16 protein-coding genes are annotated in these 18,485 nt (G+C 72.1%); 9 read left to right on the top strand and 7 right to left on the bottom strand.

Annotated features, from left to right (window positions below; translation table 11 throughout):
- The first annotated feature begins 20 nt into the window (after positions 1–20).
- From WME90_RS07525 to WME90_RS07565, 9 genes are all read left to right on the top strand, one after another.
- Positions 21–1,274, top strand: coding sequence for an outer membrane protein assembly factor BamB family protein (locus tag WME90_RS07525; RefSeq protein WP_437280396.1), 1,254 nt, complete (start codon positions 21–23; stop codon positions 1,272–1,274).
- Positions 1,275–1,319: 45 nt separating this feature from the next.
- The gene (locus WME90_RS07530) at positions 1,320–2,522 is read left to right on the top strand and encodes an MFS transporter (RefSeq protein WP_437280397.1); all 1,203 of its coding nucleotides are present in this window, start codon (positions 1,320–1,322) and stop codon (positions 2,520–2,522) included.
- Positions 2,523–2,532: 10 nt separating this feature from the next.
- Entirely contained in the window at positions 2,533–3,003 is a 471-nt protein-coding gene (locus WME90_RS07535; RefSeq protein WP_437280398.1) for a hypothetical protein, read from the top strand.
- Positions 3,004–3,267: 264 nt separating this feature from the next.
- Entirely contained in the window at positions 3,268–4,422 is a 1,155-nt protein-coding gene (locus WME90_RS07540; RefSeq protein ID WP_437280399.1) for a hypothetical protein, read from the top strand.
- 563 nt (positions 4,423–4,985) lie between these two features.
- Entirely contained in the window at positions 4,986–6,224 is a 1,239-nt protein-coding gene (locus WME90_RS07545) for a hypothetical protein (protein WP_437280400.1), read from the top strand.
- A 548-nt stretch (positions 6,225–6,772) separates the two neighbouring features.
- The gene (locus WME90_RS07550; RefSeq protein WP_437280401.1) at positions 6,773–7,318 is read left to right on the top strand and encodes a dihydrofolate reductase family protein; all 546 of its coding nucleotides are present in this window, start codon (positions 6,773–6,775) and stop codon (positions 7,316–7,318) included.
- Positions 7,319–7,625: 307 nt separating this feature from the next.
- Positions 7,626–8,654, top strand: a complete 1,029-nt coding sequence (locus tag WME90_RS07555; RefSeq protein ID WP_437280402.1) for a hypothetical protein — start codon at positions 7,626–7,628, stop codon at positions 8,652–8,654.
- Between the two features lie 249 nt (positions 8,655–8,903).
- Complete coding sequence (locus WME90_RS07560; protein ID WP_437280403.1) at positions 8,904–9,764, top strand: HipA family kinase; 861 nt, start codon at positions 8,904–8,906, stop codon at positions 9,762–9,764.
- Positions 9,742–10,182 (top strand): DUF3037 domain-containing protein, encoded by a 441-nt coding sequence (locus WME90_RS07565; RefSeq protein WP_437280404.1) that lies wholly within the window; start codon positions 9,742–9,744, stop codon positions 10,180–10,182. The genes WME90_RS07560 and WME90_RS07565 overlap by 23 nt, the downstream gene beginning before the upstream one ends.
- Before the next feature lie 29 nt (positions 10,183–10,211).
- Here WME90_RS07565 and WME90_RS07570 read toward each other — a convergent pair whose 3' ends face one another.
- From WME90_RS07570 to WME90_RS07600, 7 genes are all read right to left on the bottom strand, one after another.
- Positions 10,212–11,135 carry a DUF808 domain-containing protein gene (locus WME90_RS07570; RefSeq protein WP_437280405.1) on the bottom strand — a complete coding sequence of 308 codons (924 nt, stop codon included), beginning with the start codon at positions 11,133–11,135 and terminating at the stop codon, positions 10,212–10,214.
- Between the two features lie 203 nt (positions 11,136–11,338).
- A complete protein-coding gene (gene ylqF, locus WME90_RS07575; protein WP_437280406.1) occupies positions 11,339–12,250 on the bottom strand; it encodes a ribosome biogenesis GTPase YlqF in 912 nt (303 codons plus the stop codon).
- Between the two features lie 30 nt (positions 12,251–12,280).
- Complete coding sequence (locus tag WME90_RS07580; protein ID WP_437280407.1) at positions 12,281–12,991, bottom strand: DsbA family oxidoreductase; 711 nt, start codon at positions 12,989–12,991, stop codon at positions 12,281–12,283.
- An 89-nt stretch (positions 12,992–13,080) separates the two neighbouring features.
- Positions 13,081–13,800 (bottom strand): GNAT family N-acetyltransferase, encoded by a 720-nt coding sequence (locus WME90_RS07585; RefSeq protein WP_437280408.1) that lies wholly within the window; start codon positions 13,798–13,800, stop codon positions 13,081–13,083.
- Positions 13,801–13,864: 64 nt separating this feature from the next.
- Positions 13,865–15,547: a rhomboid family intramembrane serine protease gene (locus tag WME90_RS07590; protein WP_437280409.1), complete on the bottom strand. Its 1,683-nt coding sequence runs from the start codon at positions 15,545–15,547 to the stop codon at positions 13,865–13,867.
- A gap of 149 nt (positions 15,548–15,696) precedes the next feature.
- Positions 15,697–17,409, bottom strand: coding sequence for a serine/threonine protein kinase (locus WME90_RS07595; protein ID WP_437280410.1), 1,713 nt, complete (start codon positions 17,407–17,409; stop codon positions 15,697–15,699).
- 262 nt (positions 17,410–17,671) lie between these two features.
- A complete protein-coding gene (locus WME90_RS07600) occupies positions 17,672–18,445 on the bottom strand; it encodes an endonuclease/exonuclease/phosphatase family protein (protein ID WP_437283574.1) in 774 nt (257 codons plus the stop codon).
- Positions 18,446–18,485: the final 40 nt, after the last annotated feature.

Consider the following 18,485-nt stretch of genomic DNA (forward strand, 5'->3'; position numbering starts at 1 on the left):
AGCTCGTGTAGAGTGGGACGATGGCACGGATCGTCGATACCAGGTGCCCGCGCTGCGGCGCCCCGCTGCCGATTCAGCCGGGGCTGGATGCAGTCACCTGCCAGTACTGCGGCGCGCGATCGCTCGTCGATCGCGGCAGGAAGCCGACCACCGCGCCGATCCCGCAGGGCATGCACGTCGTCCGGGTCGCCCCGCCGTCCAGCAGCGCGGCGGGGATCATCGTGATGTCGGTCGTCGTGGCCATGGTCGTGGTCGGCGGGGCCGCCGGCGCCTTCGTGATGCGCGCGTCGGGGCCGTCCAGCAGCGGGTCGAAGCCGATCCTCGGCGTCGGGCCGAACATGTACTTCAGCGATCGGCCGATGCTCGCCGACGTGAACGGCGACGGCGCGCCGGACGTGATCGGCAAGAGCAACTTCCCCGGCCGCGAGGAGTGGATCGCGGCCTACGACGGGCGCGACGGGAAGCCGATCTGGAAGACGGCGGCGCTCACCAAGGACGCGGCCAACCACGAGGCGCGGCGCGCGGTCGCCCTCGACCGGGTGATCTCGATCGACGCGCTGGGCAAGGCGCAGGCCTATGATCTGCGCACCGGGACGCCGTCGTGGTCGACGTTGCTCGGCGAGAAGGCGCGCCGGGTGTGCCAGGGCGACGGCGTGATCGTCGTGGAGACGGTCGACGACGCGAAGCACGGGCTCGACCCCGCGACCGGGAAGCGGCGCGAGCTCGCGAAGGGCGCGGCCTGCAAGCCGGTGCCGAGCTCGAACCAGGAGGAGGCGCCCGGCTATCGGCTCGCCCACTGGCACGAGTTCGACGAATTCGGGCTTCCCGGGTCGCATGAAGTGGAGGGCATGTCGGTGGACCGCGCGCTGGTCCCGAGCGGGCCTGGGCCGCGGTTCATGCTCGGCCGCCGCAGCAAGGGCACCCAGGTCGGCATGGTGGCCGCGGTGGACAAGAAGAAGGTCCTCTGGACGACGGTGGTGCCCGGCGTCGACCCGCTCACCACGAGGACAACGGGGGTGGAGGCGGGGGCCTATGAAGGCGGGTTCCTGGTCATCCCTTATGACATGAAGGATCACAAGGACGGCACGCGCCTCGCCTGCTTCGAAGCTGGCACCGGCAAGCGGCTGTGGGACGTGCAGGTCCACAAGAAGTCGCAGGTCTCGTCCGGGATCACGATCTCGTCGAACGACGTCTTCTTCGCCAGCTGGACGGCGCTCTACGTGTTCTCGCTGAAGACGGGGCAGCTCAGGTACATGATCGGGACCGAGTTCTAGGCGTCCGGCGCGCCCGCGCCCGCGTGAGCTCCCGGATCCCCTGCCATGTCCTCCGTCCAGCAGAACCCCTGGCTCATCTGCGCCTACCACGGCGCTCAATCGCTGATGTTCCCTGCGGCCATCTTCCCGCTGTTCTGGACACAGGACATCGGCATGAGCGTGGCCACCATGATGAGCGTGCAGGGCGCGTTCAGCCTGAGCATCGCCCTCTTCGAGTTCCCGTCCGGCTACGTCGCCGATCGCCTGGGCCACCGCCGCGCGCTCGTGATCGCCTCCTTCTGCGTCCTGCTCGGCTGGATCCTCTATGCGCTCGCGCGCGGGCTCTCGTCGGTGCTGCTCGCGGAGCTCGTGCTCGGCGTCGGCTTCTCGCTCGTCTCGGGGGCGGACTCCGCGCTCCTCTTCGACTCGCTGCGCGAGCAGGGCAGAGAGCACGAGTTCGCCCGATGGTACGGCCGCATGCGCTCGATCGCGCAGATCGCCTCGGGGGGCGGCGCGCTCGCCGCCGGCTTCCTGTACGCGCGCTGGTCTCGCCTGCCGTTCGCGATGGAGGCCGCCGCCTGGGTGCTCGCGGCGGGGATCGCCCTCCGGTTCGGCGAGACCCGCCGCGCCGAGCCGAAGGTCGAGGATCACCTTGGCCGCATGCGCGCGATCGTGCGCGACGCGCTGTTCGAGCGCGCCGACTTCCGCGCGGTGCTGCTGCTCGGCGTCGTGCTCGCGCTCGCCTCGTACCTGCCGACGTGGCTCATCGCGCTGTACGCGACCGAGGCCGGCGTCCCGGTCGCGTGGATAGGCCCCATGTGGGCTGTCGCGAGCTTCACCACGGCGCTCGGCTCGATGCTGAGCGAGGGCGCCGGTCGCCGCCTCGGCATGACGGGGACGCTGCTCGCGTGCGTCGCCCTGGTGGCGGCCGGGTACGTCGGCCTCGCGCTCTCGCGCCACGTGCTCGGGGTCGCGTTCTATTTCCTGCTCACGCTCGTGCGCGGGCTGCACATGCCGCTGCTCCACCACGAGGAGCAGCGGCTCGCGCCCGACGGCGATCGCGCGAGCTGCGTCTCGCTCCGCAGCTTCCTCTTCCGCTTCGCCTTCGTGCTGCTCGGGCCCGTCGTGGGGATCGGCGTCGATCGCTACGGGCACCGCCCCGTGCTGTGGGCCTCGGGCGCGCTCCTCGTGGCGCTGACGATCGCGGCGTACGGCCTGTTCCTCGCGCGCACCGCGCGACGCGATGAGGCGCCGGCGCCGGAGTGCTAGGCCGCCTACCATGAAAAAGATCCCGAGAGAGAAAGAAGTGGACCGGCTCATCGACCTCGTCAGCGCCGGGTCCTGGGACGCCGTGCACGGGATCCTGGAGCGGCAGTTCGCCGTCCTCCACAACCGCGCCCAGGTGCTCATCGGCCTGTGCGGCATCGTCATCACCACGACCGGGTTCTCGGGCCGCCTCATCGCCGGCACCAGCCGCTACGCGCAGGAGCTGATCATCGCCGGCGTGGCGACCGTCCTGCTCGCTGCGACCCTGATCGTCTGGGGGGTGCAGCACATCCGCTGGCTCACCCAGCAACCGGGCGACGACCTGCGCGGCTGGCTGCTCGCCTCGCTCGCTTACCGTGATCGCAAGACCACGATCTACCGTGTCGCCATCGCGTTTCTGCTGGCGGGCCTCTCGTTTTATGTGATCGCCATTGCCATGATGCTACTCGCCCCCACCGCAGTGCCGTCGTTGGGCGGGCGTTGAGCCCTGAGGCGCCCGCGCTCGGGACTGACGCAGGTGGGCTGATGTCGCTTCTTTGCTCGCATTGGCGCCAGCATCGATGAGTGCCAAATCCGTTGCACTGTAATGACGGATCCTCACGTCCCGCTTGTTGTGAAGTCGCTCTGTCCAGGATAATCTCGCCCGGTGCGGTGTGGCTCGGAGGAGCTCTGGCGCGGTGGGCGCCGCTGAAGGCGAACGGCGGCATCTGCCGCGGGGCCTCGCGGGGCGGATTCAGGAGGGGCTAGGATGAGAACAGTTCGTTCTACGGCGGGGTGTGGGTTGCTGGTCGGCGCGTTCGCGGTGATGGGTTGCACGGACAACCGGGAGATCAAGGGCGGCACTGGCGGGGACTTCCCCTTTCCCCCGAGCACGTCGACAGGCTGGACGGGCGCGAACGGCAGCACGAACAGCTCAGGATCGACCGGCGATGGCGGCGCAGGTGGTAACGGTGGTGGCGGCGTGGGTGGAAGTGGCGTCGATCCGGGCGACCACTGCCCTGGCTGCGCGCGGCTCTCCGTACCGTTCATGAGGGCGACGCAGGCGACGCAGTTCATGATCTTCTTCAACGAGAAGGTCGACCTGACCGGCGCGACCGTCACGTTCCGCGTGAGGACCCGCGCCGGCACCAGCGGCGGCGTGCAGCCGTTCGTGCAGAACGGGCAAGCTCTTGGCTATGTGAACATCGGCTACTCATGGAATGCGCTTGCCGACCTGAGAGAGTGGACGGAGCTCAAGATCGATGTCGATGCGCTGGCTGCGTCAAATACAATTTTCGACCGCACCCTGGTGGAGATGATCGGGATTCAGCTCACGGCGGGCAACACGGGGCCCTGGGCCAATCCGACCGTCGTCGACGTCGACTACGTCACGGTCACGAGACCCGGCACGGGCGCAGGGGCTCCGAGCAGCCAGCGCTTCTCCTTTGGCCCTAGCGGGGAGCGCGGCGATGGCGGCGCCGGGGGCGATGGCGGCGCCGGGGGTCAGGGAGGCGCAGGAGGCGCGGGCGGCACCAGCGGCGATGGCGGCGCCGGGGGTATGAGCGGTGCAGGAGGCGCGGGCGGTGCAGGAGGCGCGGGCGGCGAAGGCGGCGGCAGCGTGAGCAGCACCAGCGCGAGCAGCACCAGCGCGAGCAGCACCAGCGCGAGCAGCACCAGCGCGAGCAGCACCAGCGCGAGCAGCACCAGCGCGAGCAGCACCAGCGCGAGCAGCACCAGCGCGAGCAGCAGCAGCAGCACGGGCGGCGGAGGCGGCGAAGGTGGCGGAGGCGGCGAAGGCGGCGGCTCCAGCGTCGATGTGATTCATGTGATGGGTCCGTACGAGTTCACGACGAGCGAGGAGCCGATGGTGGTCAACACTTACCAGCCCGTGGAAGGCTCGACGGTGACGCACGTCGCCCAGTGATCCGTGGCCAGCCCGCGGCGCCCGCTGTACCCCGGCAGGGTGGTCCACGAGACGCGCTGAAGCATCAATCCGCACTGATCTGACGACGATTCTGGACGTGACGGCGAGGGGCGCGGCGCGCCCGACGAGCCGAGATCGCTCCCGCGTCCGGAGATGCCTTCGATGAACGAGGTGCGCTGTCGGTGGCGTCGTCGCGGCAGCGATCGCTGGTGGAGCGATCTGTATATCGGAGAGCGCTGATTTGCTCTCTCGGGATGCTGCGGCGCGCTCGGGCTCGACTCCGCAGGTGGTCTCATGTGGCTGCCGCGCCGCGCTCGGCTCGACTCCATAGGTGGTCTCATGTGGCTGCTGCGCATGCAGCGGCGTGTGTGCCGAATCACGTCAAGCGCGTTGACCTGTGGTGACGGATTCGCATGTCCGGACTGTTGAGAAAGTCATCTGTCCAGGATAATGTCGCTGCGTGCGGGGCTGGCTCGGCAGAGATCGAGCGCAAAGGGAGCCGCTCCGGCGAACGGCGGCTTCGGCCGCGCAGCCTCGCGGGGATTTATGCAGGAGGGGTCACGATGAGATCGGTTCTTTCTTTTGCGGTGTACGGGTTGCTGGTTGGCGCGTTCGCCATGACGGGTTGCGGTGACGACGACTCCACCGGCAGCGGCGGGGCGGGCGGTGCGGGGGGTGGGAGCTCATCGAGCTCCGGCCCATCGTCGAGCTCGACCAGCGCGAGCTCTGGCGGCGACGGCGGCTCGAGTGATGGAGGTTCGAACGCCGAGGGCGGCGGTTCGAGCGACGGCGGCGCTTCGAGCGACGGCGGCGGTTCGAGCGACGGCGGCGGTTCGAGCGACGGCGGCGGTTCGAGCGACGGCGGTGGTAGCTCCGGAGACGGCGGCGGCAGCTCGGGCGATGGAGGCGGCAGCTCTGGAGACGGTGGCGGCAGCTCGGGCCCGGAGGAGCGTTGCTCCGGTTGTGCGCGGCTGTCGGTGCCGTTCACGACCGCGAATACAGCGACTCAGTTCCTCATCGAGTTCGCCGCGCCCGTCGACCTGACGGGGAGCACGGTCACGTACCGCGTGAGGACCCACGCCGGCACGAGCGGCGGCGTGCAGCCGTTCGTGCAAAACGGGGGGGAGCTGGGCTATGCGAACATCGGTTATTCGTGGACTCCGATCTCCGGCCTGGGAGACTGGAAGGAGATCACGGTGGATGTCGACGCCTTGGCCCCGTCGAAACCCAGCTTCCAACGCACGCGGGTGAAGATGATCGGACTTCAGCTCACGGCGGGCGGCACCGGCCCCTGGGCCAACCCGACCGTGGTCTACGTCGACTCCATCACCGTCACGAAACCCGGCAGTCCGAGCGCCGCGCGAAGCGGAGGCCCGAGCAGCGAGCGCGGCGAAGGCGGCGCCGGCGGTGAGGGCGGCGCCGGCGGCATGAGCGGCGATGGCGGCGCCGGCGGCGAGAGCGGCGTGGGCGGCGCTGGCGGCACGAGCGGTGACGGCGGCGCCGGCGGTGAGGGCGGCGCGGGCGGCACGAGCGGTGACGGCGGCGCTGGCGGCACGAGCGGTGACGGCGGCGCCGGCGGTGAGAGCGGCGTGGGCGGCGCCGGTGGCACGAGCGGCGACGGTGGCGCTGGCGGCGAAGGCGGCTCGGCCGGGGTCGGCGGCGCGGGTGGCGAAGGCGGCGGCTCCAGCGGAGAGGTGATCCACGTGGTCGGTCCGTACGAGTTCACGACCGGCGTGGCGCCGATGGTGGTCAACAACTACCAGCCGGTGGCCGGCTCGGCGGTGACCCACATCGCCGAGTGAGCCCGGACCAGCGGCGGAGCACGCAGCCCCTCACCCAGCGGAGCGCGCGAGGCGCGCCAGAGCATCGAATAGCCTGATCTCGTGACAACCCCAGCCGGAGGGTGTCGAGAGCCTCCCGGGAGAGCTGCAGCTCAAGCCGGAGGGTGCCGAGAGCCTCCCGGGAGAGATTCATCTCAAGCGGGAGGGTGTCGAGAGCTTCCCGGGAGAGCTGCAGCTCAAGCGGGAGGGTGTCGAGAGCCTCCCGGGAGAGATACATCTCAAGCGGGAGGGTGTCGAGAGCTTCCCGGGAGAGCTGCAGCTCAAGCGGGAGGGTGTCGAGAGCCTCCCGGGAGAGATTCATCTCAAGCTGGAGGGTATCGAGAGCCTCCCGGGAGAGCTGCAGCTCAACCCGGAGGCTTGGGGTAGCTTCGTCCGAGAACGCCGTTCGGCCTTCTCTGGTTGCACCGGCGCGAGCTGCTCGATAAGAATGGCCGCGACGCGGCATGGTTGGGCGCTCTCCAGCGACCGACCCGCGGCGAGCTCAGGACAGCGCTTCAGGGAGGGTTCGAATGAGGAAGGTCGTCTATGACGTCGCGGTGACCGTCGACGGCTTCATCTCGCACGAGGACGGCTCGGTGGACGGCTTCTTGATGCAGGGAGAGCACGTCGCCGATTACGCCGAGCGCCTGAAGGGCTACGGGGCCGTCGTGATGGGGCGAAAGACGTACGAGTGGGGCTATCCCTTCGGGCTCGTCCCCGGGAAGCGAGCCTATCCGCACATGGCGCACTATATCTTCTCGAAGACCCTCCGCTTCGGCGAAGGCGCCGAGGTAGAGGTCGTGGGCGGTGACGAAATCGCCGTCCTCCAGCGGCTGAAGGAGGGCGAGGGGCCGGACATCTATCTCTGCGGGGGCGGCGCCTTCGCCGGCTTCCTGCTCGAGCACGATCTCGTCGATCGGCTCGTCCTCAAGGTCAATCCCATCGTCTTCGGACACGGGATCCGGCTCTTCGGCGACAGCACCAGGAAGGTCGAGCTGGCGCTCCTCAGCGCGACGTCGTACGCGAACGGCGTCTCGCTCCTCCGGTACGACGTGAAGCGCGCGGGCGCGGCGTGAGGGGCCGCCCGCGGCGATAACGCGCCGCTCCAGCCCGCCGCGGCGCCGTCGTCGGGCGAGCGCCAAGCGCCGCTCCTCGGCGAGGCTGAGCTGGTTGCCAGGCTTACGGTTTTGGCCTGTTGAGAAAAATTTCTGCCCAGGCTAGCTTGCCGCACGCGGCTGGCTCGGAGGAGCCCGGGTGCGGTGGAAACCGCCACGGCGAGCGGCGGCCACGGCTGCGCAGCCTCGTGGTGCATAGCAGGAGAAGGTCAGGATGAGATCAGTTCTTTCTTTGGCGATGTGCGGGATGCTTGTTGGCGCGTTCGCCATGACGGGTTGCGGTGACGACGACTCCACCGGCAGCGGCGGGGCGGGCGGGGAGGGGACGACCTCCACCACCACGTCGTCGAGCACCACAAGCAACTCGACCAGCGCTGGCACTGGCGGCGCGGGCGGGGGCGAAGACGGCGGCGGCGGCGCGGGAGAAGGCGGCGCGGGCGAAGGCGGCGCGGGCGGCGCGGGCGGCGCGGCCGAAGGTGGCGGAGGCAGCGCCCCCGACATCGGTCCCGGTCCGGAAGAGAGCTGCACGGGTTGCGCCCGCCTGGCTGTGCCGCTCACCGAGGCCGGCACGGGGACGCTGTTCCAGTTCGACTTCTCGCCGCTGGTCGACCTGACCGGCGCCACCGTCACGTTCCGCGTGAAGGCTCAGGCCGCCACCGGCGGTGCTCTGCAGGTCTTCGTGCAGAACGGACAGGACCAGAACTGGTCGGGCGTCCCCTGGGCGCGGACGAGCTTCGGCGACCTGAAAGAGTGGACCGACCTCACCATCGACGTCGATGCCGCTGATGCGGCCGATGCCGCTGCTAACGGGAATTTCGAGGCGACCAAGGTGAGGCGTATCGGCGTCAAGATCGACGCAGGTGCCGAGGGGCCCTGGGCCAACCCGACCATCGTCTATATCGACTCCATCACCGTCACGAGGCCCAGCAGCAGCACGACGAGCGGTGCGGGCGGCGAGGGCGGCGCGGGCGGCATGAGCGGCGGCGAGGGCGGCGCCGGCGGCATGAGCGGCGGCGAGGGCGGCGCCGGCGGTGAGGGCGGCGCCGGCGGCATGAGCGGCGGCGAGGGCGGCGCCGGCGGCACGAGCGGCGGCGAGGGTGGCGCCGGCGGCGAGGGCGGCGCCGGCGGCGCGAGCGGCGGCGAGGGTGGCGCCGGCGGCGAGGGCGGCGCCGGCGGCGCGAGCGGCGAGGTGACCCACGTGGTCGGCCCGTTCGAGTTCACGGACGGGCTGCAGAAGTTCCTGCTCGGCGACTACCAGACCGTGCCAGGCTCGCGGCTGGATCACCTCGGCGAGTGAACAAGGAAGGCCTGCGGCGCTCGCTCCCGCGCGGCTGCGCGGAGCGAGCGCCCGGCCCGCCTCGCCTCGCCTCGCAAAAGGGCGGTTCGGTCGAGCCACCCTCACGGTTCGTGTGACGACCTGCGCTGGCTCCTCCGGTGGTGTGAAGGTGTTCGTGCACCACGGCGCGGAACGGAGCTCGGCGAACGTCGGCCGGTTCGTATGCCTCAAGATCGACAGCGTCCCAGAGTGGACCGAGGTGGCTGCGGCATGATCCGGACCGTCCGCACGACCCGCTACGTCACCCCGCTCCGCGAGGGCGGGTCGCTGCCGGCCCTCGTCGAGGCCGACGACGACGGGCTCTATGTGCTCAAGCTCCGCGGCGCCGGCCAGGGGCCCAAGGCGCTCATCGCGGAGCTCGTCGCTGGGGAGATCGGGCGCGCGCTCGGGCTGCCGGTGCCCGAGATCGTCTTCATGGATCTCGACCCTGCCTTCGGGCGCGCCGAGCCGGACCCGGAGCTCTCCGATCTGCTCTCGGCGAGCGCCGGCCTGAACCTCGCCCTCGACTACCTGCCCGGGTCGCTCGCCTTCCAGCCGCTCGCCGGCCCGGCCATCGACCCCGGGCTTGCGGCGGCCGTCGTCTGGTTCGACGCCTTCGTGAGCAACGTGGACCGGACGCCCAAGAACCCCAACCTGCTCCTGTGGCACCGCCGCCTCTGGCTGATCGACCACGGCGCGGCGCTCTACGTCCACCACGCGTGGACCGACGCGACCGATCCGCGCGCCGACGCCGACGACCGCTTCCCGCTCGTCAAAAGCCATGTCCTGCTCCCGTTCGCGGGCGATCTCGCCGCGGCCGACGCCGCGCTGAGCGCCCGGCTCACCCCCGAGCGCATCGCGGAGATCGTCGCCGCGATCCCGGACGCGTGGTTGGCCGACCAGGATGCCCGGGCCCGGCCGTCGGGCGAGCGGCGGTCTGCGTTCTCGCCCGACGCGGCAGAGGCGCCTCCGCCGGACGCCGCGCCGATCGCGGCGCGGCGCGCGGCGTATGCCGCCTACCTGAGCCATCGCCTCGCGTCCCCGCGGGGCTTCGTCGAGGAGGCGCTCGATGCAGCCCGCGCCCGGCGGTAGCCCTCCGCGCTCGCCCGCGGCGGCCGACCCGTTCGATTACGCCGTGCTGCGCGTGGTCCCGCGCGTGGAGCGCGGCGAGCGCGTCAACGTCGGGGTGGTCCTCTTCTGCCGCGCCCGGGGCTTCCTCGACGCGCGCTTCGAGCCCGACGAGCGGCGCCTGCTCGCCCTCTGGCCCGACCTCGACCTCGAGGCGGTCCGTGACCACCTCGATTTCGTCCGCCGCGTGTGCGCCGGCGATCGGGCGTGCGGGTACGTCGCCGAGCTCCCTCAGGCCGAGCGCTTCGGCTGGGTCGTGTCCCCGGCCAGCACCGTCGTCCAGCCCTCGCGCGTCCACGCGGGCCTCGGCGCCGACCCGGCCGCGGCGCTCGACCGGCTGCTCGCGACGCTGGTGAGGCCAGGGCGGTCCGGACAGGGCTGATCGGCGCGGCGCGAGCCCGCGGCTCCGGGTCAGCCGCCGTCCTTCGCTTGCGCTATCGCCTGCTTCAGCGCGGTCACGACGCCCAGCACCACCGCGCCGGCCGCGACGCCGACGACCATGTTGGCGAGCGACGGCACCACCGCGCCGAGCACGGGGCCGGCGCCCTGGGTGATGTCCTCGATGTGGTGGTGCAGCCACGGCACGCCGTGCGTGAGGATGCCGCCGCCGACCAGGAACATCGCCGCCGTGCCGGCGACCGACAGGCCCTTCATCAGCCAGGGCGCCGCCTTCAGGATGTTGGCGCCCAGCGACCGCTGCAGATCGCTGCTCTGGCGGCTCAGGTAGAGGCCGGCGTCGTCGAGCTTCACGATTCCGGCGACGAGGCCGTAGACGCCCACCGTCATCAGCACGGCGATGCCGCTCAGCACGGCGACCTGCGTGGCGAACGGCGACATCGCCACGGTGCCCAGCGTGATCGCGATGATCTCCGCCGACAGGATGAAGTCGGTGCGCACCGCGCCCTTGATCTTCGCCCTCTCGAACTCGACGAGGTCGATCTTCGGGTCGGAGAGCGCCTGCACGCGCTCGGCGCGGCGGGCCTCGTCGTCGTGCTCGCTGTGCAGCACCTTGTGGGCGACCTTCTCGAAGCCCTCGTAACAGAGGAAGGCGCCGCCGACCATGAGCAGCGGGGTGACGGCCCAGGGCGCGAGGGCGCTGATCGCGAGCGCCGCCGGCACCAGGATGGCCTTGTTGATCAGCGAGCCCTTGGCCACGGCCAGCACGACCGGCAGCTCGCGATCGGCGTTGACGCCCGTCACCTGCTGGGCGTTCAGCGCCAGATCGTCGCCCAGCACGCCGGCGGTCTTCTTCGCGGCCACCTTGGTCAGCACGGCAACGTCGTCCAGCACGGTGGCGATGTCGTCGATCAGGGCGAGCAGGCTGCTTCCGGCCATGGAGTGAGGTCCTCGTCGGGTGAATGGGGGGGCGAGTGGCGAGTGTCGCCTGGTGAACGTCGCGGGCGGCGCCGTGCGGGCAGCCGTCGCTGCGGGCATGGTAGCGGGCGTCGGCGGCGGACGGGTCGAAGATCCTGGATGGCCGCGTCGATCGGCCGGCCGGGTCGTCGACGCCCGTCGACGCTGGCCCGCCGCGGCGCGGGTCAGGCGCTCTCTTCGATCCCCGACGGTGACTCCAGCCCCGGCGGCTCTTCCAGGCTGATGCGCCCGAGCCTCCCGGCGCGGAAGTCGTGGACCAGGATGTCCGACGCCTTGTGCAGGTCCACCGACCCGCCGCTGCGCAGGCAGCCGCGGCGGCGGCCGATCTCCTCGATGAGCGCGGCGGCCGTCTCCGGCAGCTCCTTCAGCTTGTAGCGGGCGACGAGGAGCTCGGGGTAGCGCCGCAGGAAGTACCCCGCCGCGAACAGGGCCACGCTCTGGTAGTCGATGGCCGTGTCGGGGATCGCCCCGCCCACGGCCAGGCGGAACGAGGCCGCCTCATCGTCGATCTTGGGCCACAGGATCCCCGGGTTGTCGGAGATGGCCATGCCGGTCTTCAAGGTGACGAGCTGCTGGCTCTTCGTGACCGCGGGCTCATCGCCGACCTTGGCCACCTTGCGCTCCATGAGCGCGTTGATGAGCGTGGATTTGCCGACGTTGGGGATCCCCACGATCATGGCCCGCACCACCTTGCCGGGGCCGGCCTTGGGGGGCGCGAGGCGCTTGCAGAGCTCCGGGATGCGGCGCCGCGCCTCGGACGACTGGCTCGCGGAGATCGCGATCGCGAGCACCTTGCCCCCCGGCGAGGCGTCGCGCTGCGCCTCGTCAGGAGGGGCAGCGCGCTCCGCCTCGAAGTGGCGGAGCCACGCCGTCGTGACGGCCGGGTCCGCCAGATCGCTCTTGTTCAGCACCTTGATGCACGGCTTCTGACCGCGCAGCTCGGCCAGGACGGGGTTCTCGCTGGCCAGCGGCATGCGGGCGTCGAGCACCTCGATGACGACGTCCTGCGACGGCATCGACTCGGCGATCGTGCGCCGAGCCTTTGTCATGTGGCCTGGGTACCATTGAATCGACATCCGCCGCGAACCCCTATCACGCCCGGCGGCTCATGCGCACCCGTCCGGGCCGCAGGCCGCCCCCTCGGCGAACGCCTGCTCAGGCGCGTCGGCCGCCTCGTCCCATGCCTTCTGGAGCACGCCGAGGAGGGCCTCCGCCGGCTGCGCGCCGGAGACGCCGTACCGCCCGCCGAACGCGAAGAAGGGGACGCCCGTGATGCCGATCGCGCGCGCCTCGGCCTCGTCGGCCCGCACCTCGCGCGCGTAGGCGTCGCCCGCGAGCGCGGCGCGGACCTCCTCCGGGTCGAGCCCCGCCTCGCCGGCGAGGCGCGCGAGCACCTCCGGCTCGCCGATCGCCTCGCCGTCGGTCATGTAGCCGCGGAGCAGCCGCTCCTTCACCGCGTCCTGCACGCCGCGCTCGGCCGCGAGGTGGAGCACGCGGTGCGCGTCGAAGGTGTTGCCGGACCGGACCTTGTCGAAGCGGAGATCGAGGCCGTCCGCCGCGGCCAGCTCGGTCATCTGCCGGATCATCGCCTCGGCCTTGGCGACGGGCATGCCGTACTTCCTCGCGAGGCGCTCGGCCTGCGAGACGTCGGTGTCGAGGACGCGCTTCGCCGAGGGGTCGAGCTCGAACGCGCGCCAGACGACCTCGACGGCGTCCCGGTGCGGGAACCTGGCGAGCGCGGCCTCGAGCCGGCGCTTGCCGACGTAGCACCACGGGCACGCGATGTCGGACCAGACATCGACACGGAGCTTTTTCATGGCGGTCAGGGTAGGGCCGCGCGGCGCCTCCGGCCAGGCGCGTTCGGCGCCGCCTCGCCGTCGCTCGGCTTCCGCGCGCCGTCGTTCGGCTATCCCCGCACCTCGGCGCCCATCAGCGCGGAGAGGCTCTGCCGCTGGCGGCCCGCGCCGTCGAAGTTCGATGGATCGAGCCAGCGCTCGAAGGCCGCCTTCGCCGCCGGCCACTCCTTGTCGATGATCGCGTGCCACGCGGTGTCGCGGTTGCGCCCCTTGACCACGGTGGCCTGCCGGAACACGCCTTCGAAGCGGAACCCGAGCCTCGCCGCCGCCGCCCGCGACGCCGCGTTGAGCGCGTCGCACTTCCACTCGTAGCGCCGGTAGCCGAGCTCGTCGAACGCCCGCCGCATCATCAGGTACATCGCCTCCGTCGCCGCCGGCGTCCTCTGAAGGAGCGGCGAGTACTTGAGGTGCCCGACCTCGATGACGCCGCTCTTGGGGTCGATCCGCAGGTAGGCCGCGACGCCCATCGCCCGCCCGGTCGCCGCGTCGACGATCGCATGGAACAGCGGATCGCCGCCAAGGCACGTGGCGTCCATCCAGGCGCGGTAGTCCGAGAGGGTCGCGAAGGGCCCATAGGGCAGGTAGGTCCAGCCTCGCCCCTCCGCGTCCGCGAGGTTGGCCGCATGGAGATCCGCCGCGTGTCTCTCGGGGTCGAGCGGCTCGAGTCGGCACGTGCGCCCGAGCAGGATCTCGCGCGGCGGCAGCGGCCGCGGCGTCCAGCCGGGGAGGGGGTGGCCGATCGGCTGCATCAGAGGATTCATGTGCTCCATGGGATCGCGAGCTCCGCAAGATCGTTCGCGCGCGGCGCCGGCCGCGGGCGCCGCCCGCCGCGTGTTACTGCGCCCGGATCGACGCCGCCACCTTCTCCTCGATCCCCTCCCAGGTCGCCGGCCGATCCGCCGTCGAGTAGGCCTGGAGCATCACCTCCCGGTTCCCGAGCACGACGACGTAGCTCACCATCTGCACCCCGTTCTTGAGCCCGTTCCTGACGCTCGCCGCCGGCCGCCCGCCCAGCGTGACGCGCGTCGCCGGGCCCTTCGTGACGGTGCTCGCCGGCCGTTGCTCGTCGAGCACCCTGCGTTCCTGCTCGACGAAAGCGTCCAGCTGATCGGGCGGCACCTCGCCCTCGAGCGGGAAGACGGCGACCTGGAACACGACGGGCGTCCGGGGCCGCTGCCCGTACGTGTGGAAGCGGACGCCGGCGATGTCCTCCACGGACGCGGTGCTCGCGAGCGCCTCCGGCAGGTCCAGGGTGAGGCCCGTGTCCGCGACCGCGGTGCGCGTGAGCGCCGGCGGCGCGAGGAGCTCCCACGGGCGGCCGGCGGCGAGCGCCGCCGCCACGGACAGCGCCATCGCCGCGGCCGTGAGGGCGGCCGCCGCGGTGAGGAGGGGGCGCGGCCTCGGCTCGGCGTCCGCCGCGCTCCTGCGCTGCTCCACGGGCGTGAGGCCCCGGGGGAGGACCGTGACGACGAGCGCGAAGCCGACGACGCCGCCGCCCAGGTGCGCGAGCAGATCGACGCCAGGCTGAAAGCTGTAGACGAGGTTGAGCCCGAGCGGCAGCCACGCGCGGCTGCGCATCTGCGCGATCATCGCGGGGGGCAGGAGCCCGTGCGGCCGGAGCGCGACGCCGATGCCGGCCGTCATGAGGCCCCAGATCGCGCCCGACGCGCCGACGCTCCACCGGTCCTCCAGCATCGTGCTCGCGAGCGCCCCGCCCAGCGCCGAGGCCCCGTAGAGCAGGATAAAGCGCCGCGGGCCGAGGAGCGCCTCGAGCATCGGGCCGAACGACCAGAGCGCCAGCATGTTGACGAAGAGGTGGACCGGATCGGCGTGCAGGAACGCCGAGGCGAGGAGCCGGTAGAGCTCCCCGCTGCGCACCGCCTCGCCGCTGTTGGCGCCCATGCGCCACAGCGCCGCCTCGTGGGTGCCCGAGCCGAACGCGTAGCTCACGGCGAGGAGCACGGCGCACGCGATCACGAGCGTCACCGTGACGCGGCGGCTTCCCCTCAGCCGGTCGACGATCGCGCGCTCCTGCCGCGCCAGCGCCTCCCCCTCCGCGAGCGCCTCGGCGATCGCGGCGGGCTCGATCGGGCCCACCTCGGCGAGGCGCTCGAAGGCCCGATCGAGGGCCGGCAGCGCCTGCCCCTTCACGCGCGCGAGCTCGCCCGCCGCGTCGAGGTGGTGGAAGCCCATCGGCACGGGCTGCACGAACGGCGCGACCTTGGCGAGCGCGGCCTCGCCGTCGGCAGCGGCGCCGCCCACCAGCACGAAGTGCGTGGGCGGCCCGCCGGGCTGCACCGCCTTCACGAGCGGCTCGATCCGGGCGCGGATCTCGTCGGCCGAGGGGGCGCCGGGGGCCGTGACGAGCGCGATCTGGAGGGGCGCCGCCTTGCCGACGAGGATCGCCAGGCCCGCGTCGCAGCGGAGCAGCACGAGGCCGTCCGGCCCGCGGAGCAGGGCGGCGAGCAGGCGGTCGCGTCGAGCCGCCGCGTCGTCCTCGGGCGCACGGTCCATCATCGGCAGATCCACCAAGCTCTCTTCTCCTCCTGCGAGACGTCGCGCTCTCGCGAGGCGTCTCACGGCGAGCGTAGCCGAAAGGCGGCGCCTTCAGGGCCGCGGAGCGCGCCCGGCGAGCTGCCGCGCTCGCCCCGGCCGGCGCGCTCGGCTCATCGCGGGGACGTGGGCGCCGTCCGCGCCGCGCGCGCCGCCGCCTCGCGGCGGAGGGCCTCCGCGACCCCTGGCAGCTCCCTCAGCCAGTCCCGCTTCGGGCGGTTGCGCATCAGCCAGGCGACGGCGTCGTTCATGGTGCTGAACACGTCGTAACGAAGCCGCGAGCGGCTCAGCAGGATGAACTCGATGGCCACGTTGCGCACGAGCGACGCCTCGAAGCCGTGGCCCTCGAACACGAGCGCGGCGCACATCCCGTTGGCCGCGAGCTCCCTGGAGAGCTCCGCCAGCGAGCTCCGGACTTCCTTCCTCGCCGGGACGGCGTTCTCCTCGAGGATGACCAGCGTCGCCTGGAGCTCGCTGCCGTGCTCGCGCAGGACGCTCCGGACCCCGCCCACCGCCGCTCCCGTGGTGGTCCGGCTCCAAATCTGGAAGAGGATGCCCTTCCAGGTAGCGACGCAGTGATCTTCATCGATCGTGTGGATGAGGGGCCCTGTCGCCTCGCCTCCCGCCTGGCCGTCCGGCAGCGCGCGGCTCGCGGGCGGCGCGGGATCGTCGTGGTCGCGGAGGGGCGGGGCCGTGATCGTGGCGCTGCAGTAGGCGACGACCGGCGCGGGCGCGCTCATCGTGTCCGTGGCGGCGAGGGGCGGCTCGGGCGGCGGGAGCGAGCTGCGGAGGCGCGCCGCCGCGGCGCCGGGGGGCGGCTCGGCTGGCGGGAGCGAGCTGCGGCGACGCGCCGCCGCGGCGCCGGGGGACGGCTCGGGGGGCGGGAGCGAGCTGCGGCGACGCGCCGCCGCGGCGCCCGGGGACGCCGGGCCGGCCGGCGCCGGAAGCGCGGCGGCGTCGAGGAGGCGCTCCAGGGCTGGCCACATGGTGGACGCGCTGGTGAAGCGGGCGGAGGGGTCGCGCTCGACGCAGCGAGAGAACCAGGCGTCGAACCCGGCAAAGAAGGGCGGCAGCCCGAGCTCGCCCGCGCGCCGGCTCGCGATGGGAATGGGGTCGAACAGGATCTCCCGGAGCAGCACAGGGAGCTCTCGGCCATGCCAGAAGGGCTTGCCCGTGAGGACGAAGAACGCGAGGAGCCCATAGGCCCAGACGTCGCTCTGGGGGAGCGCTCCCTGGCTCTCCTGCGCTTGCTCGGGGGCCATCCAGAGGGGTGTGCCGACGGCGGCCGTCATCGAGGCGCGCGCGTCGGCGATGATCTTGGCGATGCCGAAATCGAGCAGCTTGACCCGCGGCGCGGCGCCGCCGCCGGCTTCCTCCAGGAACACGTTCTCGGGCTTGAGATCGCGGTGGACGATGCCCGCGCCGTGCGCGTCCTCGAGCGCGCGCGCGAGCTGCCCGAGGACGCGGCGCGCCGCCGCGAGCGGGAGCGGGCCTGTCCGCTCGACGCAGGCCGAGAGGGTCTCGCCATGGAGGAGCTCCATCGCGAGGTAGGGCAGGCCCGACGCGCCGTCGATGCCGGCGATCAGCACCTCGACGATGTGCGGCGATCCGATGAGCCCAGGGGCGCGCGCCTCTCGCTCGAAGCGCCGGCGACCGTCGGGGTCGTCGGCGCGCACCGGGTGCATGACCTTCACGGCGCGCTGGCGTGCGGTGCTGTGCTGACGGCAGAGATAGACGCTGCCCATGCCGCCCGAGCCGAGCGGGCGCACGACCTCGAAGTCACCGCCGATGATGCTGCCAGCTTGCAGACCGTAATGTGAATCCATGGCGCGGGCCAAAGCGCTTCGCTGACCGGAGCTCGCCGCGCGCGTCCTGCGCGGTCAACACGATTCAAGCATTTCGGGCGCCGCTGGCGAACCGAAGATACCGAGCGAGCCGCGTCGTTCCAGTGGTGTCGTCATGATTTGACCTGGTCGCATCGGTGCCCGGTTTGCTGATCGGTAATCGAGCGTCGCTGCGCGCGGGGCTGCTCGAACCGTGCTTCGCTGTTGCTGGCGGGGCGGACGTGGGCGCGATGATCCGCGGGCGTCAGGAGAGCTCGGCGACGACGGCGTGGTGGTCGGACGCGGCGCCGACGTCGATGACGTCCGCGAGCGCGAGCCGGGCGGCGAGCCGCGGCGACAGGAGCACGTAGTCGGTCCGCGTCTCCACCTGCGCGCCGTTGCGCCCGCGAAGCGCGGTGAACCAGCGCGAGGAGCGCGGCTTCTGGAGCAGGGCGTCGGCCCAGCCGAACGCCTCGATCGAATCCATCGTGTCGAACCGCGGCGGGCTGCCGTACTTCTCGATGCCGGCCGCGGCGAGGCGCGCGCCGAGGTCGGCGGGGTAGGGGTCGCGGCGCGACAGCGCGTTGAGGTCGCCGGCGAGCGCCCAGAGGCCCGCGGCGAACCGCGCGGGCGGCACGAGGGAGAGCAGCCAGCGGGCCTCGGTGAGCCGGCGGTCCTCGCTGCCGGCGTTGAGGTGGGTGCCGAGCACCACGAGCGGCTCGCCGTCGAGGGAGAGCTCGACCTCGACGAGGCAGTGGGCGAGCGCCTCGGGCGCGTGCACGCGCGCGCCGGCGAGCGGCGCCCTGCTGACGACGGCGACGTGGTTGCGCCGCCCGTTCGGCCGCGGGTTGGCGTTGCCCAGGACGGCGTGCCGCTCGCCGGCGGGCGCGCCGATCGCCTCCGCGACGGCCCGGAGCCGGAGCCCGTCCTCCCAGCCCACGCACTCCTGGAGGACGAGCAGGTCCGGGCGCGCGGCGGCGACGATCGCGAGGATCGCCTCGAACCGATCCTCGCCGCCGAAGAGGATGTTGAAGGTCATGATCTTCACGGTCCGATCAGGCTAGCTCGTCCGAGGCCGG

It is taken from the genome of Sorangium sp. So ce375, from assembly GCF_051473855.1.
In the GTDB taxonomy this organism is placed as follows: domain Bacteria; phylum Myxococcota_A; class Polyangia; order Polyangiales; family Polyangiaceae; genus Sorangium.

Coding starts and splice junctions, on each gene's coding strand:
- WME90_RS07525 (WP_437280396.1), top strand. CDS start 21: ATGGCACGGATCGTCGATACCAGGTGCCCGCGCTGCGGCGCCCCGCTG.
- WME90_RS07530 (WP_437280397.1), top strand. CDS start 1,320: ATGTCCTCCGTCCAGCAGAACCCCTGGCTCATCTGCGCCTACCACGGC.
- WME90_RS07535 (WP_437280398.1), top strand. CDS start 2,533: ATGAAAAAGATCCCGAGAGAGAAAGAAGTGGACCGGCTCATCGACCTC.
- WME90_RS07540 (WP_437280399.1), top strand. CDS start 3,268: ATGAGAACAGTTCGTTCTACGGCGGGGTGTGGGTTGCTGGTCGGCGCG.
- WME90_RS07545 (WP_437280400.1), top strand. CDS start 4,986: ATGAGATCGGTTCTTTCTTTTGCGGTGTACGGGTTGCTGGTTGGCGCG.
- WME90_RS07550 (WP_437280401.1), top strand. CDS start 6,773: ATGAGGAAGGTCGTCTATGACGTCGCGGTGACCGTCGACGGCTTCATC.
- WME90_RS07555 (WP_437280402.1), top strand. CDS start 7,626: ATGACGGGTTGCGGTGACGACGACTCCACCGGCAGCGGCGGGGCGGGC.
- WME90_RS07560 (WP_437280403.1), top strand. CDS start 8,904: ATGATCCGGACCGTCCGCACGACCCGCTACGTCACCCCGCTCCGCGAG.
- WME90_RS07565 (WP_437280404.1), top strand. CDS start 9,742: ATGCAGCCCGCGCCCGGCGGTAGCCCTCCGCGCTCGCCCGCGGCGGCC.
- WME90_RS07570 (WP_437280405.1), bottom strand. CDS start 11,135: ATGGCCGGAAGCAGCCTGCTCGCCCTGATCGACGACATCGCCACCGTG.
- ylqF (WP_437280406.1), bottom strand. CDS start 12,250: ATGTCGATTCAATGGTACCCAGGCCACATGACAAAGGCTCGGCGCACG.
- WME90_RS07580 (WP_437280407.1), bottom strand. CDS start 12,991: ATGAAAAAGCTCCGTGTCGATGTCTGGTCCGACATCGCGTGCCCGTGG.
- WME90_RS07585 (WP_437280408.1), bottom strand. CDS start 13,800: ATGGAGCACATGAATCCTCTGATGCAGCCGATCGGCCACCCCCTCCCC.
- WME90_RS07590 (WP_437280409.1), bottom strand. CDS start 15,547: ATGATGGACCGTGCGCCCGAGGACGACGCGGCGGCTCGACGCGACCGC.
- WME90_RS07595 (WP_437280410.1), bottom strand. CDS start 17,409: ATGGATTCACATTACGGTCTGCAAGCTGGCAGCATCATCGGCGGTGAC.
- WME90_RS07600 (WP_437283574.1), bottom strand. CDS start 18,445: ATGACCTTCAACATCCTCTTCGGCGGCGAGGATCGGTTCGAGGCGATC.